We start from the raw sequence: 14,253 nt of genomic DNA, 5'->3' as shown, positions 1-14,253 counted from the left end.
CCCCTCAGCCGTGCCTCAAGGGCCGGGTCAGCAGCTGAGATTGCCACCCGGTTCCACACCGAGGATTCCGGTGAATTGGGTGTACTTGTCAATACGGCTCTGCACCTGGGCGGGGTTTCCGCCGTTGCACTCGATACTGCCGTTGATGCTGCGGATCGTCTCACCGAATCCGGCACCGTTCACGATCGCGTTGTGCGGTGTCATGGTGCCGGGTCCGCTCTGGGTGTTCCAGTACCAGAGGCCGGTCTTCCACGCGACGGCGGAATCGTTCTGCACGAGATCGGGGTTGTTGAGCAGGTCGATGCCCAACGCGTCCCCGGCCGCCTTGTAGTTGAAGTTCCAGCTGAGCTGAATGGGCCCGCGGCCGTAGTACTTGTCGTTGCCCGCCGGGCAGCCGTAAGGCTGTGAGGCGTCGCAGTAATGCGGGTAGTTGGCGGTGTTCTGCTCGACCACATGGACAAGTCCACCGGTCTCGTGACTGACGTTGGCCAGGAATGCCGCGGCCTCCTGCTTACGTACGGTGTCACTGCCGGTCCCGGTGAATCCCGGGTACGCGCTCAGCGCGGCGTTCAGCCCGCCGTAGGTGTAGAAGGGATTCTTGTTCGGGAACATCTGGTTGAACTGCGACTCGCTGACGATGAAGTCGGCGGCGCCCTTCTCGGCGGCGGACGAGAAAGGCGCGAGCGACGTCAGGGAGAGAGCGGCGGCCGATGCTGTCGCGGCGAGCAGGCCGATAAGGCGCTTACGCAAGGGATTCACTCCTTGGAAGGGCCTCGGAACATGCCGCGGCCCAGGGTGTGGGGGGTGGGTGGAGCAGCACCGGTGAGCCCCTTCTGGCAGATCAGGGGCTCACCGGCGCGGGGATCGGACACAGTCCGGCGCAGGGAGGGGCACCGGTGGAACGCGTTCGAACGGTCAGCGATTCTTCGGCGGAGGGATCGTGGTTACCAGCCCCGCGGGAGAATTCGTCAGCCGATGTTCACGTCGATGCACGTGTAGAACGCGTTCACGGTGTCCGCGATGTTCCAGACCGCGAGAACCTTCTGCTTGCCCGAAATGCCGCCGAAGTTGACGTTGTGGGTGACCGTCGCGCCGGGCTGCGCACCGCCGTCGTTGAATTCCGCGACCTTCTGGCCGCCGACGAAGTACTGCCAGGTGCTGGTGGCGTGCCGCGCGGTGATCTTCCAGTTGAAGTTCTGGCTGGAGCCGATCGGGGTCACCGCCCAGCCCTTGTTGTCGTCGTCCAGCTCGGAGAAGCGGGAGTTTCCGCCGCTGCAACTGGTCAGACCCTTGGGGCCTTCGACGCTCTGGGGCTCGTACTTGATGTCACCGCAGCTGACGGTTCCGGCGGCGCACTGGGCCTGCCGGCTCGGCGGGTCGGAGATGTAACCGTGGGCGCTCGCGGAGCCCGCGGGAAGGCTTATCGCGACGATCGGCGCAATCACCGCACCGAGGGCGACGGCCATCTTCCTTTTCGAGTGCATGCGTTACTCCTTCACATCAGGTCTTCCCGCGCTGTACAGGTCCGTGGGGGGAACGAGTACGGCTCGGGCGGGCCTCTCAGGTGTGGGGCCAAGAGGCGCGAAGGGCGGCGGCCAGTGGCCTTGTCCGAAGGCAGTCATTGGCGCCTGCATTCGGCAAAGGTCTTTACCACTTGGCCTAGACCATACAGGCCGCCGCGTTCACGTCAAGAGCCCTGTGTGAACGATCAGTTGGACCGGTGGTACGACACGGTCCTGGCCGGTCGGACGGGTGAAGGAGTGCCGCGACACGACCGTCCCCCGCTCGTGGCCGGTGACAGACCGCGAACGGGGGACGGGGTGCGAGGTGCGGATTCTCAGGCGTCGTCGGCGGCGCCGGCCGTCGCGGCCGGCCTCCGCGTCGGCCGCTGGATCGCCTTCTGCATGGCCTTCTGACGGAGCATCAGAGTCAGGCCGGAGAGCACCAGGGCGACCGCCGCACAGCCCACCGCGACGAGACTCGCCCAGCCGAAGTCCGCGCCCAGACTGCTCTGGAGCAGATCGACGGTGCCGAGACCCGACAGCGTGTGAGCCGCGATGATCCCGACGGCCGTGGCCGCGCTCGCCGCCCAGACCCGCGCCGTGTCGGCCACCGCGAGCCACACGCCGAACACCAGGCAGAGCACGGTGACGACGAGCGAGACGGCGTCCGCGTACCCGCCGGACCGCAGACCGGCGAAGTCCGTCGGCAGGTGGATCACACCGCAGGCGAACAGCGCCGCGGCGGTGGGCCAGCGCAGCGGGGACCGCAGGGGGGAACGCGGCGCGAACGCCGCCGCCCGGTCCTGGGACCCGGCACCGGTCCGGCGGCCGGCGGCCGGGGCGAGATGCGGGACCTCGGGCGGCGGACCGGCCGGGGCGCTCGTCCACGGCGCGACGTGCTCGCTCCGGGAGCCGCGGGCGGCCTCGGCCACTTGGTCGGCGAGGCTGTCGCGGTCCTCGTGCGCCGGGGGACGGGTGAGCGCGTCGCGGGGATCGTCCTCGCCGGGCCGCCCGAACAGTGTCGGCGACGGCTTCTCGCGCCTCCCGTTCCGGTGGGCGGTCGCGAAGGGCGGCTCGTTCTCGTGAGTGGCGAGGTACGCCACCAGTTGGGCGACTTCCTCGATCGGCCGGCCGACGGCCGCGGCGCGCAGTGTCGTGTCGGCCTCGTCGATCTCGTGCGGCGGCTCGTTCAGCATGGCGACGAGCTGCATGACCTCGTTTATGGGACGGGCCACGGCGGCGACCCGCAGGGCCTCGTCGCCGGGATTGGGTACCTCACCGGTCCGCTTGAGCACCATGACCAGCGCGGCGACCTCCTCCAGCGGCCGGTAGGTGGCGGCCGTCCAGAGCAGCGTGCGTATGGGCTCCTCGCCGGACTCGTTGATCGGGTCCCGCGAGCCCGCGCGCCTTTCGGCGTCCGGGTGGGGCGGCTCTTCGTAGTGGTGGTCGTTGTTGGTGGGCGTTGTGGGGTCGAGCGGCATGGCGCGGCTCCCTTGCGTCGAACTTCACGGGTGGGCACACACCGTGTTGGTCACGGTGCGTGATCAGCACGCACGCGTTGCTACAACAAACCCACACCTGCCGGGTCTCCGCCATTCGGAACGCGGATATGTACGGCATAAGAGGGGCCCCCGGGTCGCACAGGCGCCCCGCGCCACCCCGGACGGTGACGGGTCCCCTCCGTCGGGCCTCCGGTGTTGTCCCGACCCTTGACATCTCTTGAACTAAACCGGTTCAGTACTGCCATTGCGTTCGCGTTAAACCGGTTTGAACAATCGATGTCAGGGAGACTCCATGGACCGGCGTCCGACCATCGCCGATGTCGCCAAGCGGGCCGGGGTGTCGCGCAGTTCGGTCTCCTTCGCCCTGAACGACCGGCCCGGACTCGCCGAGGAGACGAAGCGGCGCATCCTGGCCGCGGCGGAGGAGCTGGGGTGGCGGCCCAGCCGGCAGGCCCAGGCGCTGTCGCGCGGTGTGGCCGGGGCGGTGGGGCTCGTACTGGCCAGGGACACCGACGCGATCGGCGCCGACCCGTTCTTTCCCGCCTTCATCGCGGGCATCGAGTCCGTGCTCGCCCGGCGCGGCGACGCCCTCGTCCTCCATGTCACCGAGCCCGCCGACGAGGACGCCACCTACCGCCGTCTCGCCGCCGACCGCCGGGTCGACGGTGTGCTTCTCACCGACCTGCGCGTCGACGACCCCCGTCCGGCGCTGACCGTCCAACTCGGCCTGCCCGCCGTCGTGGTGGGCGACCCCGGCGGGGCAGGGGGACTGTGCGCCGTCGGACTCGACGACCGGCCCGCATTCGCCGCCGCCGTACGGGAGCTGGCCGCCCTGGGCCACCGGCGTATCGCACACGTCGCCGGACCGCAGGAATTCCGCCACGCCCGCCGCCGCCGCGAGTCGTGGGAGCTGGCCATGCGGGAGGCGGGCCTGCCCGAAGGGCTCGTCCTGCCGGGCGGGTTCACCGCCGAGGGCGGCGCCGGAGCCACCCGTGAACTGCTCGCGCTCGCCCCGGACCGCCGCCCCACCGCCGTGATCTACGCGAACGACCTCTCCGCGACCGCCGGTCTCGCCGTCGCCCAGCGGCTCGGGCTCGGCGTCCCCGGCGATCTGTCCGTCGTCGGCTACGACGACACGCCGCTCGCCGAGTACACCCACCCGCCGCTCGCCTCCGCGCGCGCCGACGCGCTCGGCTGGGGGGCCGCCGCGGTGCGCGCGCTGGACGAGGTCATCGCCGAGGGGCGCGCCGACGATGTCGCGCTGCCCCCGGCGGAGCTGGTACGGCGCGGCTCCATGGGCCCCGCGCCCGACCCGCGCGCCACCGCGGCGCCGGACGCCGACATCGTGCCGGACGCGACCACCGCCACCACCGGACGGAGCGACTAGCCATGCCGAGCCTCATACGTACGAAAGCCGCGGCCGTCCTCCTCGCGCTCGCCCTCACCGGTACCGCCGCCGCGTGCTCCCGCTCCGGCCCCGACAGCGCGGCCGCCGCCGACGCACGCGGACCCATCACCGTATGGCTGTCCAACAACGCCCAGGAGGTCGCCTGGGGCGAGAAGATGATCGCGAGCTGGAACAAGGCGCACCCCGACCAGCACGTCAGCTCCCAGCAGATACCCGCGGGCAAGACCTCCGAGGAGGCGCTGAGCGCGTCGATCATCGCGGGCAACAGCGCCTGTCTGGTCTTCAACACCTCGCCCGCCTCCGTACCGCAGTTCCAGAAACAGGCCGGGCTCGTCCCGCTGGACGACTTCCCCGACGGCGCGAAGTACATCGAGTCCCGCACCGGCGACCGCGCCGAGCAGTACCGCTTCGAGGACGGCTCCTACTACCAACTGCCCTGGAAGAGCAACCCGGTGATGATCCTCTACAACAAGGACCTCTTCCGGAAGGCCGGACTCGACCCCGAGAACCCGAAACTCGCGACGTACGACGAGTTCCTCGACAGCTCACGCGAGATCGTCGGCAGCGGCGCCGCCGACGCGGCGATCTGGCCCGCGCCGACCTCCGAGTTCTTCCAGTCCTGGTTCGACTTCTACCCGGCGTTCATCGCCGAGAGCGGCGGCAGGTCGCTGGTCGAGGACGGCGAGCCGCAGTTCGACAGCCCCGCCGGCAAGCGCGTGTTCGACTTCTGGCGGACCATCTACCGGGAGAAACTCGCCCCGAACGAGACCTTCCCCGGCGACGCGCTCGGCGGCGGCAAGACGGCCATGTCGACCGTCGGACCGTGGGCCGTCGCGACGTACAAGGACAGCATCGACTGGGGCGTCGTCCCCGTTCCGACTTCCGACGGACGCCCCGCCTCGCAGATCTCCACGTTCAGCGACGAGAAGTCCGTCGCGATGTTCAGCGCCTGCGAGAACCGCGCGACCGCCTGGGACCTGATGAAGTTCGCCACGTCGCGCGAGCAGGACGGCGCCTTCCTCGCCGAGACCGGCCAGATGCCGATGCGCCCCGACCTCCTCCGTACGTACGCCGACTGGTTCGCCGAGAACCCCGACTACAAGGAGTTCGCCGACCAGGCCGACCGGACCGTCGAGGTCCCCGCCGTCGCCGGCTCCATCGACGTCTGGCAGGCGCTGCGCGACGGCTGGACCCGCTCGGTCGTCTTCGGCCGCGAACCCACCGGCGAGGAGCTGCCCCGGCTCTCGCGGGACATCACATCCCTCCTCGACGAGTACTGAGGACTGAGGCCCGTATGAGCACCACCGGCATCCCCGGCACCACCGGCGTCCCCGCCCGGAAAAGGGCCGCCCGGAAGAGCGCCGCCCCGAAAGGCGCCGCCCGTCCCCGACGGCGCCTCCGACTGCCGGGCATCGGCGCCCTCTTCGTCTCGCCGTACGTCCTGTTCGTCACCGCCGTCTTCGCCGTGCCCCTCGGCTACACCATCTGGATCTCCTTCCACCGCTTCTACTTCACGGCGCCCGGCACCGACATCGACACCCCGTGGGTCGGACTGCGCAACTACCAGGACGTGTTCACCGACCCGGTCGTCCAGCGGTCCTTCCTCAACATCGCGATCTTCCTCGTGATCAACGTCCCGCTGACGGTGGTGCTCGCGCTGGTCCTGGCGAGCGCCCTCAACGCCAAGCTGCCCTTCCGGTCGTTCTTCCGGGCCGCCTACTACCTGCCGTACGTCACGGCGAGCGTGGCACTGGTCGCCGTGTGGCAGTACCTCTTCGGCACCGACGGACTCCTCAACACCGCGCTCGGCGACCTCGCCCCCGACCCGTCCTGGCTGGTCAACTCCAGCCTCGCGATGCCGGTGATCGCCGTCTTCGTCACCTGGAAACAGCTCGGCTTCTTCGTGATGCTCTACCTCGCCGCGCTCCAGAGCGTCCCCAAGGAGCTGTACGAATCGGCGGCCATCGACGGCGCCGGCCGCGTGCGCGGCTTTCTGTCCGTGACCGTGCCCGGCGTACGCCACGCCACCACCCTCGTCACGGTCTTCGCCGTCATCACCGGCTCCAACCTCTTCAGCGAGCCCTACCTGCTCACCGGCGGCGGCGGACCCGACCACGCCTCGTCGTCCCCGGTGCTCGTCATGTACCAGAAGGGCATCGAGCAGGCCCACCCCGACTTCGCGGCGGCGCTCGGTGTCGTGCTCGTCGTCTTCGTGGTCGTACTCGCCCTGGTCGCCCGCAAGTTCACCGAGAAGGGAGCCGAGTGATGAGCGCCGACACGGCCACCCCAACCACCGCGTCCGTCGGGCCCGCCGTGCCCCCGGGTCCCCGACGGGGACTCGTGCGCCGCGTCATGGTCGGCGGCGGACGTCCGCTGCGACTCACCGTGCTCACCCTCGGCGCCGTCGCCTTCCTCTTCCCCTTCTACTACATGGTCGTCGGCTCGCTGGGAAAGGTCACCAGCGGCGACCTCGACGGCGCGGTCCCACGCCCCGGCACCACCACGACCGGCAACTACGAGAGCATCAACGGCGCCATCTCACTGGGCCGTTCACTCGTCAACTCCGGTGTCTTCACCATGGGCGTGCTGCTGTGCACGATGGTCTTCGGCGTACTCGCCGGCTACGCCCTCGCCCGGCTCCAGTTCCGCGGCCGGGGCACGGTCTTCGCCGTCCTGCTCCTCATCCAGACCGTTCCCTTCCAACTGCTGATGCTGCCCCTGTACGTCCTGGTCGTACGTGACTACGGGCTCGGCGACAGCTACCTCGGGATGATCCTCCCCTTCGCGATCAACTCGGTCGCCGTCTTCCTCTTCCGCCAGTTCTTCCTCCAGATCCCCGCCACCTTCTTCGAGGCGGCCCGCATCGACGGCGCGAGCGAACTGCGCATCCTGTGGCAGATCGCCATCCCGATGGTCAGGCCCGCGCTGCTCAGCGGCGCCCTGCTGACCTTCATCGGACCGTGGAACGAATTCCTCTGGCCGTTCCTGGTGACCAAGGACCCGGACATGCAGCCGCTCGCCGTCTCCCTCGCCGGATTCATGAGCAACCTCCAGGGCACCGTCGCCAACCCGACCGGCGCCCTCATGGCGGGCGCCTGCGTCCTCGCCGTACCCGCCGTGGTGCTTTTCCTGGTCTTCCAGCGCCACTTCACCCAGACCGACATCGACTCCGGAACAAAGGGCTGACCCACCGTGCAGCACAGCGCAACTTCCCCCCGCACCCCCGCCACCCCCGGCACCACCATCCCCTTCCGCCTCGTGCGGCAGGGCGTGGTGATGTCGCCCCTTCCCGGCGAGACGAACGAGGCCGAGGGAGTGCTCAACCCCGCCTCCGGCCGGACCCCCGACGGCACGCTGCACCTGCTGCCCCGCCTGGTGTCCGCGGGCAACGTCTCGCGCGTCGGCCTCGCCGAGGTCGTCCTCACCGACGGCGTTCCGACGGGCGTGGAGCGGCGCGGCGTCGTCCTCGCCCCCGACGCCGGCTGGGAGCGCGGCAAGAACAACGCGGGTGTCGAGGACCCCCGCGTCACCTGGATCCCGGCCCTCGGACTGCACGTCATGTCGTACGTGGCCTACGGCCCGCTCGGCCCGAAGCCCGCCCTCGCCGTCTCCGACGACCTCACGAACTGGCGACGGCTCGGCCCCGTCCAGTTCGGCTACCAGCCCGACCTGGACACCGACCTCAACCTCTTCCCCAACAAGGACGTCGTGCACTTCCCGGAGCCCGTCCCGGGCCCGGACGGCGAACCGGCGTACGCGATGCTGCACCGCCCGATGTGGGACCTCGGCTGGTTCCGCCCCGGCGAGGGCGTCCATCTGCCGGCCGGACTGACCGACGAGCGGCCCGGCATCTGGATCAGTTACGTCCCCGCCGCCGAGGTGGAGCGGGACATCACCGCCCTCACCCGGCCGCGCGACCACCGGCTGGTGGCCCTGTCCGAACACCCCTGGGAGAGCCTGAAGATCGGCGCCGGTCCCGCGCCGATACGCGTCGACGAAGGCTGGCTCCTCATCCACCACGGAGTCTCCGGCACCATCGAGGACCCCTTCGCCCAGAACCAGCGGGTCAGTTACGCCGCCGGCGCGATGATCCTCGATCCCGCCGATCCGGCCGTGGTGCTCGCCCGCTCGGCCGAGCCGCTGATGGCGCCCGAGACCGAGGAGGAGCGCTCGGGCACCGTACCGAACGTCGTGTTCCCCACCGCGATCGAGGAGATCGACGGCGTACGCCATGTCTTCTACGGAATGGCCGACGCGCACATCGGGGTGGCCCGGCTGGAGCGCGTCGTATGACCTCGGAGGGGGAGACCGCACATGGTCCGTGGTGGCGCGACGCCGTCTGTTACGAGATCCACCCCCGCTCCTTCGCGGACTCCGACGGCGACGGCACCGGCGATCTGCCGGGCGCCGCCGACCGGCTGCCGTACATACGCGACCTCGGCGTGGACGCCGTATGGCTCACGCCGTTCTACCCCTCCCCGCTCGCCGACGCGGGCTACGACCTCGCCGACCACACCGCCGTCGCGCCGGACCTCGGCACGCTCGCCGACTTCGACGCCTTCGCGGCGCGGGCGCACGCTCTCGAGCTGAAGGTGCTGGTCGACCTGGTCCCCAACCACACCTCCGACGCGCACCCCTGGTTCCGCGAGGCGCTGACGGCGCCCGCCGGAAGCGCGGCCAGGGACCGCTATCTGTTCCGGCCGGGCCGGGGCGTACGGGGCGAGGAGCCGCCCAACGACTGGCGCTCCGCGTTCGGCGGCCCGGCGTGGACGCGGACAGGGGACGGCGAGTGGTATCTGCATCTCCACGCGCCCGAGCAGCCCGATCTCAACTGGCACCACCCCGAGGTGGTGGCCGACTTCGAGCGGATCCTGCGGTTCTGGCTGGACCACGGGGTCGACGGCTTCCGAGTGGACGTCGCCCACGCCCTCTTCAAGGACCCGGCGCTCCCGGACGCCGGCCCCGGCCAGCACCAGGACCCCGCGCGCAACCATCTGATGCCGTACTACGACCGCGAGGAACTGCACCCCCTCTACCGGAGCTGGCACACCCTGCTCGCCGGCCACCCCGCCGGGCCGCCCGGCTCCGCGCCGCCCGGGGACCGGCTGCTCGTCGCCGAGGCGGCCGTCTTCGACCCCGCCCGGCTCGCACGCTACGTACGCCCCGACGAGATGGGGCAGAGCTTCAACTTCGCCTTCCTGGAGTGCCCTTGGCGGCCGGCCGAGATCCGCGCCGTCGTCGAGGAGTCCGTCGCCGCCATGACGGCGGTCGGCGCCCCCGTGACCTGGGTCCTCTCCAGCCACGACGCGGTCCGCCCGGTCACGCGGTACGGCGGCGGTCCCGCCGGCGTACGGCGGGCGCGCGCCGCCGCGCTGCTGATGCTGGCCCTGCCCGGCACGGCGTACGTCTACCAGGGCGAGGAACTGGGCCTGCCACAGGTCGAGTTGGCCGACGACCGGCTCCGCGACCCGGTGTGGCGGAGATCCGGCGGGACCGAGCGGGGGAGGGACGGCTGCCGGGTCCCGCTGCCCTGGGAAGGCGCGCGGCCACCGTACGGGTTCTCCTCGGCCGCCCCGGCCGACTGCTGGTTCCCGCAGCCGGAGGGGTGGGCCGGGCTGACGGCCGACGCCGAACGCGGCGATCCCGGCTCGATGCTGGAGCTGTACCGGGCCGCGCTGCGGCTGCGGCGGTCCGGCGCCCCACGGGGCGTGGCGGACGGCGGCGCGCTGCGCCCGCTGTCACCGCCCGGCGCGCCGTACCTGGCGTTCGACCGGGGCGACGGGCTCCTCTGCGCCGTGAACTTCGGCCCGGACGCCCTACCGCTCTCCGACGCCTTCGAGGCCGCGGAAGTGGTCCTGGCGAGCGGGCCGTTGACGGACGGAGGGCGGCTGCCCGCGGACACCGCCGTATGGCTGCGCCGGTAGTCCCCCTCCGGCCGGCTCAGTACGCGGAGACCGAGGCGAACAGGGCCTCGGCTTCCGCGACCGAACCCGCCAGCTCCCCGGGATCCGTGCTCAGCTCCGACGTGATCATGTCGACGTCCCGCAGCCCCGCCCGCCGCAGCAGCGTCTTCTCGTTCGTCACCCACTCACCGCGCGCCGCCAGCACGGCGTGCCCCGTCTGCGTCGCCGCGATGGCGAGATTCCCGACGACCTCGGTGAGCCGGCCGTACGGGACATGGTTGGCCTTCGTGTACGCGAGCGTCATACGCGCGTCGGCCAGCCAGCGCTCCGGTGCTGTCCGCCGCAGTGCCGCCGGATAGTCGGGGCGGGGGAGTTCCCCCCGCAGCACCCGGTTGATGCCCAGCTCGGCGACGACCAGATAGCTGGGGATGCCCGCGAGATGGAACATCAGCGGCTCCAGATGGAAGCGGCCCTGCTCAGCCTCGGCCAGTTCACGCTCGACCACGGCGAGATCGCGGTAGTGCACATCGACGCTACGGCCCTCGACCGTCAGCCACGCGCCGCCGTTGAAGACGCCACCGCCCCAGGCCCCGATCCCGGACACCTCACCGGGCCAGCCGACGGCCCGCAGATCGGCCGGGTCGAAGTCCCCCTCGTCCCCGCCCTCGTAGTAGACGGCCAAGTCCCAGTCGCTGTCCGGACGTTCGGTGCCCTGGGCGCGTGAGCCGCCGAGCGTCACGGCCCTGACGGCGGGCAGCGCCGCGAGCACGTCGGCGGTGCGGTCGAGGAAGGCGCGGTTGCCGTCGTCGGCGGTGTCACTGACTGCGTTCATGAGGCGGGAAACCCATCCGTGCTGCGTGAGAGGCGAGTGATCGATCCGGACATCCTTATGTTCTACACGCACCCCCCAGGCAGCACGTCCGGGGGCCGCCCGGCCGCCGGCCGCCGGGCGTTCGCGCCGCTCACCGGCGGGGCGGAGAATACGTTCAAGAAATCCGTCGTCGGATGTCGAGGACCCGCTTCCCGTTCCGACCAAGGGGTGACAGCGCGCCGACGGGGCGCGCGAGACCGGGAGGACACCGGAAATGAAGTACATCGTGATGATCTACGGCAACCAGGCCAAGTGGGACAGCTTCCCGGCCGACGAGTGGCCCAAGGCGGTCGCCAAGCAGGACGCGTACAACAAGCGGTACCGCGACAGCGGTGAACTCCTCGGCGCGTACGGCCTGGCCGACGCGGCCAACGCGCAGCTGGTGCGCCGCAAGGACGGCGCGCCGGTCGTCACCGACGGCCCGTACCTGGAGACCAAGGAGTACATCGCCAGCTTCTACCTCCTCGACTGCGACAGCCTGGAGCGGGCACAGGAGATCGCCGCGGACATCCCGTTCGCGGACGCGGACCCGGTCGAGCTGTGGCCGATCCTGCACGAGGCCGCGGCGGATCTGTGACCGTCGGGCACCAACAGGTCGAGGACCTGCTGCGCGAGCTGGCGCCGCAGGTCCTCGGCACGCTCGTCCGCCGGTACGACGGCTTCGACGTGTGCGAGGACGCCGTGCAGGAGGCGCTGCTGGCCGCCGCAATGCAGTGGCCCGAGGAGGGGACGCCGGCCAATCCGCGGGGCTGGCTGGTCACCGTCGCCGCCCGCAGACTGGTCGACGAGGTGCGCAGCGACGCGGCGCGGCGCCGCCGCGAGAACGCCCTCGCGCTGGCCACCCCGCAGGCGGCCCTGCTCACCCCGGCCGCCGACACCGAGTCCGCCACCGACCGGGACGACTCCCTGGCCCTGCTGTTCCTCTGCTGCCATCCGGCGCTGTCCTCGCCCAGCCGCATCGCGCTGACCCTGCGCGCGGTCGGCGGTCTGACCACCGCCCAGATCGCAGCGGCCTTCCTGGTGCCCGAGACGACGATGGCCCAGCGCATCAGCCGGGCCAAGCAGACCGTCAAGGCGGCCGGCGCCGTCATGTCCCTGCCCGAGGGGGCGGAGCGCGACGAGCGCCTCGAAGAGGTCCAGCACGTCCTCTACCTCGTCTTCAACGAGGGCTACACCACCACCGGCGGCGCCGGTCTGACCGCCCCGGAGCTGTCCACCGAGGCGATCCGGCTCACCCGCCTGCTGCGCCGCCTCGTCCCCGACGACACCGAGACGGCGGGCCTGCTCGCCCTCATGCTGCTGACCGACGCACGCCGCCCGGCCCGCACCGGACCCCACGGCGAACTGGTCCCGCTGGCCGAGCAGGACCGCGGCCGGTGGGACGGCGAACTCGTCGCCGAAGGCGTGGCGCTGATCAGCGCCACGCTGCCGCGCGGGCAGGTCGGTCCCTACCAGCTCCAGGCGGCCATCGCCGCCGTGCACGACGAGGCGGACCACACCGACGCCACCGACTGGCCGCAGATCCTCATGCTCTACGACCTCCTGGAGCGGTACGGGCCCAATCCGATGGTCACGCTCAACCGCGCCGTCGCCGTCGCGATGGTCCACGGCCCCTCCGCCGGCCTCGACCTCCTGGCGGCACTGGAGAGCGACAAGCGCCTGGCGCGCCACCACCGCCTCCTGGCCACCCGCGCCCACCTGCTGGAACTGCTCGGTGAACGCGCCGCCGCCGCGACCGCCTACCGCGAGGCCGCCCGCCGCACCACCAGCACCCCCGAACGCCGTCATCTCACCGGACGGGCCCACCGGTTGGAGAGCCCCGCCTGACCCCGGCCGCCCGCATCGCCGGTGTCCGTCCGCGTCCGTGAGCGTCCGTCCGCGTCCGTATGTGTGTTTCCGCGTGTGGTGGACAGCGTGGAACAGAGCGTGGGAGAGCGGCCGGTCGATGATCGAGGTCCGGCCCCGGTCTCTCCGCGTGGGGCCCAACCGGGGAAGGACGGCCATGAGCAGCAGAGAAACGGAAGGGAACGCCGCGTACGGCAGGAAGCCCTTCAAGCGTTCCAGCAGTCACTTCGCCGACCGCATCACCGCCGACGGCCGCGACGGCTGGCCGGTGGAGGCGGGCCGCTACCGACTGGTGGTGAGCCGCGCCTGCCCGTGGGCGAGCCGCGCCGTCGTGTCACGGCGGCTGCTCGGTCTTGAGGACGCGCTCCCGCTCGCGATCACCGACCCGATCCAGGACGACCGCAGCTGGCGCTTCACCCTCGACCCCGACGACCGCGATCCCGTACTGGGCATCCGCTTCCTCGGCGAGGCGTACGACGCGCGCGAGACGGGCTACCCCGGTGGCGTCAGCGTGCCGGCGATCGTGGACGTACCGAGCGGACAGCTCGTCACCAACGACTACCAGCGGATCACGCTCGACCTCGCGACCGAGTGGACGGCGCTCCACCGCCCCGGCGCGCCCGACCTGTACCCGGAACCGCTGCGCGACGAGATCGACGAGGTGATGGAGGGCATCTACCGGGACGTCAACAACGGTGTGTACCGGGCCGGTTTCGCGTCGGAGCAGAGTGAGTACGAGCGTGCCTACCGCGACGTGTTCCGCCGGCTCGATGTGGTGTCCGAGCGGCTGGCGGGCCGGCGGTATCTGGTCGGGGACACCATCACCGAGGCCGACATCCGGCTGTTCACCACGCTGGTGCGCTTCGACGCCGTCTACCACGGACACTTCAAGTGCAATCGCGCCAAGCTGACCGAGGACCCGGTGCTCCAGGCGTACGCGAAGGACCTCTACCAGACGCCCGGTTTCGGCGACACGGTCGACTTCGACCACATCAAGCGGCACTACTACATGGTGCACACCGGCGTGAACCCCACCGGCATCGTCCCCCTGGGGCCCGATCTCTCCGGCTGGCTGACACCCCACCACCGTGAGGAGCTGGGCGGCCGGCCCTTCGGGGACGGGACCCCGCCGGGGCCGGTGCCGGCGGGCGAGGAGGTCCCGGCGGCGGGACGCCCCTGACAGCGGTACGACGCCGGCCCCGGCGCGCCTCCCCTCGTGGGC

General features: G+C 71.1%; 13 protein-coding genes. 9 read left to right on the top strand and 4 right to left on the bottom strand.

The features are described from left to right. Positions 1-27: 27 nt before the first annotated feature. From ACFUN8_RS33315 to ACFUN8_RS33305, 3 genes are all read right to left on the bottom strand, one after another. Complete coding sequence (locus tag ACFUN8_RS33315; protein ID WP_382567346.1) at positions 28-750, bottom strand: chitinase; 723 nt, start codon at positions 748-750, stop codon at positions 28-30. A gap of 218 nt (positions 751-968) precedes the next feature. Beyond that, positions 969-1,484 carry a lytic polysaccharide monooxygenase auxiliary activity family 9 protein gene (locus ACFUN8_RS33310; RefSeq protein ID WP_354607132.1) on the bottom strand — a complete coding sequence of 172 codons (516 nt, stop codon included), beginning with the start codon at positions 1,482-1,484 and terminating at the stop codon, positions 969-971. Positions 1,485-1,837: 353 nt separating this feature from the next. Continuing rightward, positions 1,838-2,983: a hypothetical protein gene (locus ACFUN8_RS33305; RefSeq protein ID WP_383645984.1), complete on the bottom strand. Its 1,146-nt coding sequence runs from the start codon at positions 2,981-2,983 to the stop codon at positions 1,838-1,840. 313 nt (positions 2,984-3,296) lie between these two features. On the opposite strand from ACFUN8_RS33305, the gene ACFUN8_RS33300 reads away from it, so the two are divergent. From ACFUN8_RS33300 to ACFUN8_RS33275, 6 genes are all read left to right on the top strand, one after another. Next, a complete protein-coding gene (locus ACFUN8_RS33300; protein WP_383645982.1) occupies positions 3,297-4,391 on the top strand; it encodes a LacI family DNA-binding transcriptional regulator in 1,095 nt (364 codons plus the stop codon). Positions 4,392-4,393: 2 nt separating this feature from the next. Beyond that, positions 4,394-5,692 (top strand): ABC transporter substrate-binding protein, encoded by a 1,299-nt coding sequence (locus ACFUN8_RS33295; protein WP_383645979.1) that lies wholly within the window; start codon positions 4,394-4,396, stop codon positions 5,690-5,692. 14 nt (positions 5,693-5,706) lie between these two features. Continuing rightward, entirely contained in the window at positions 5,707-6,678 is a 972-nt protein-coding gene (locus tag ACFUN8_RS33290; protein WP_383645976.1) for a carbohydrate ABC transporter permease, read from the top strand. Between the two features lie 86 nt (positions 6,679-6,764). Then, positions 6,765-7,598: a carbohydrate ABC transporter permease gene (locus ACFUN8_RS33285; RefSeq protein ID WP_383645990.1), complete on the top strand. Its 834-nt coding sequence runs from the start codon at positions 6,765-6,767 to the stop codon at positions 7,596-7,598. A 90-nt stretch (positions 7,599-7,688) separates the two neighbouring features. Continuing rightward, positions 7,689-8,705 (top strand): glycosidase, encoded by a 1,017-nt coding sequence (locus tag ACFUN8_RS33280; RefSeq protein ID WP_383645987.1) that lies wholly within the window; start codon positions 7,689-7,691, stop codon positions 8,703-8,705. Then, positions 8,702-10,336 (top strand): alpha-amylase family glycosyl hydrolase, encoded by a 1,635-nt coding sequence (locus ACFUN8_RS33275; protein WP_383645974.1) that lies wholly within the window; start codon positions 8,702-8,704, stop codon positions 10,334-10,336. Before ACFUN8_RS33280 ends, ACFUN8_RS33275 begins: the two co-directional genes overlap by 4 nt. A 16-nt stretch (positions 10,337-10,352) precedes the next feature. Here the strand turns inward: ACFUN8_RS33275 and ACFUN8_RS33270 are convergent, their stop codons facing one another. Further along, positions 10,353-11,147 (bottom strand): nucleotidyltransferase domain-containing protein, encoded by a 795-nt coding sequence (locus tag ACFUN8_RS33270; RefSeq protein ID WP_383645972.1) that lies wholly within the window; start codon positions 11,145-11,147, stop codon positions 10,353-10,355. 253 nt (positions 11,148-11,400) lie between these two features. On the opposite strand from ACFUN8_RS33270, the gene ACFUN8_RS33265 reads away from it, so the two are divergent. From ACFUN8_RS33265 to ACFUN8_RS33255, 3 genes are all read left to right on the top strand, one after another. Next, on the top strand, positions 11,401-11,763 hold the full coding sequence (locus tag ACFUN8_RS33265) for a YciI family protein (protein ID WP_382567360.1): 363 nt from the start codon (positions 11,401-11,403) through the stop codon (positions 11,761-11,763). Continuing rightward, a complete protein-coding gene (locus tag ACFUN8_RS33260) occupies positions 11,760-13,013 on the top strand; it encodes an RNA polymerase sigma factor (protein ID WP_383645969.1) in 1,254 nt (417 codons plus the stop codon). The genes ACFUN8_RS33265 and ACFUN8_RS33260 overlap by 4 nt, the downstream gene beginning before the upstream one ends. 175 nt (positions 13,014-13,188) lie before the next feature. After that, positions 13,189-14,211, top strand: a complete 1,023-nt coding sequence (locus ACFUN8_RS33255) for a glutathione S-transferase family protein (RefSeq protein ID WP_383645966.1) — start codon at positions 13,189-13,191, stop codon at positions 14,209-14,211. Positions 14,212-14,253: the final 42 nt, after the last annotated feature.

Source organism: Streptomyces sp. NPDC057307 (genome assembly GCF_042667665.1).
GTDB lineage: Bacteria > Actinomycetota > Actinomycetes > Streptomycetales > Streptomycetaceae > Streptomyces.
The sequence above is the reverse complement of the archived record's forward strand: the minus strand, read 5'-3'. Positions and strand labels throughout refer to the sequence as shown.

What these genes read in the sequence shown, in the direction of transcription:
- ACFUN8_RS33310 (WP_354607132.1), bottom strand. Translation starts at nt 1,484, where the DNA reads ATGCACTCGAAAAGGAAGATGGCCGTCGCCCTCGGTGCGGTGATTGCG.
- ACFUN8_RS33305 (WP_383645984.1), bottom strand. Translation starts at nt 2,983, where the DNA reads ATGCCGCTCGACCCCACAACGCCCACCAACAACGACCACCACTACGAA.
- ACFUN8_RS33300 (WP_383645982.1), top strand. Translation starts at nt 3,297, where the DNA reads ATGGACCGGCGTCCGACCATCGCCGATGTCGCCAAGCGGGCCGGGGTG.
- ACFUN8_RS33295 (WP_383645979.1), top strand. Translation starts at nt 4,394, where the DNA reads ATGCCGAGCCTCATACGTACGAAAGCCGCGGCCGTCCTCCTCGCGCTC.
- ACFUN8_RS33290 (WP_383645976.1), top strand. Translation starts at nt 5,707, where the DNA reads ATGAGCACCACCGGCATCCCCGGCACCACCGGCGTCCCCGCCCGGAAA.
- ACFUN8_RS33285 (WP_383645990.1), top strand. Translation starts at nt 6,765, where the DNA reads ATGGTCGGCGGCGGACGTCCGCTGCGACTCACCGTGCTCACCCTCGGC.
- ACFUN8_RS33280 (WP_383645987.1), top strand. Translation starts at nt 7,689, where the DNA reads ATGTCGCCCCTTCCCGGCGAGACGAACGAGGCCGAGGGAGTGCTCAAC.
- ACFUN8_RS33275 (WP_383645974.1), top strand. Translation starts at nt 8,702, where the DNA reads ATGACCTCGGAGGGGGAGACCGCACATGGTCCGTGGTGGCGCGACGCC.
- ACFUN8_RS33270 (WP_383645972.1), bottom strand. Translation starts at nt 11,147, where the DNA reads ATGAACGCAGTCAGTGACACCGCCGACGACGGCAACCGCGCCTTCCTC.
- ACFUN8_RS33265 (WP_382567360.1), top strand. Translation starts at nt 11,401, where the DNA reads ATGAAGTACATCGTGATGATCTACGGCAACCAGGCCAAGTGGGACAGC.
- ACFUN8_RS33255 (WP_383645966.1), top strand. Translation starts at nt 13,189, where the DNA reads ATGAGCAGCAGAGAAACGGAAGGGAACGCCGCGTACGGCAGGAAGCCC.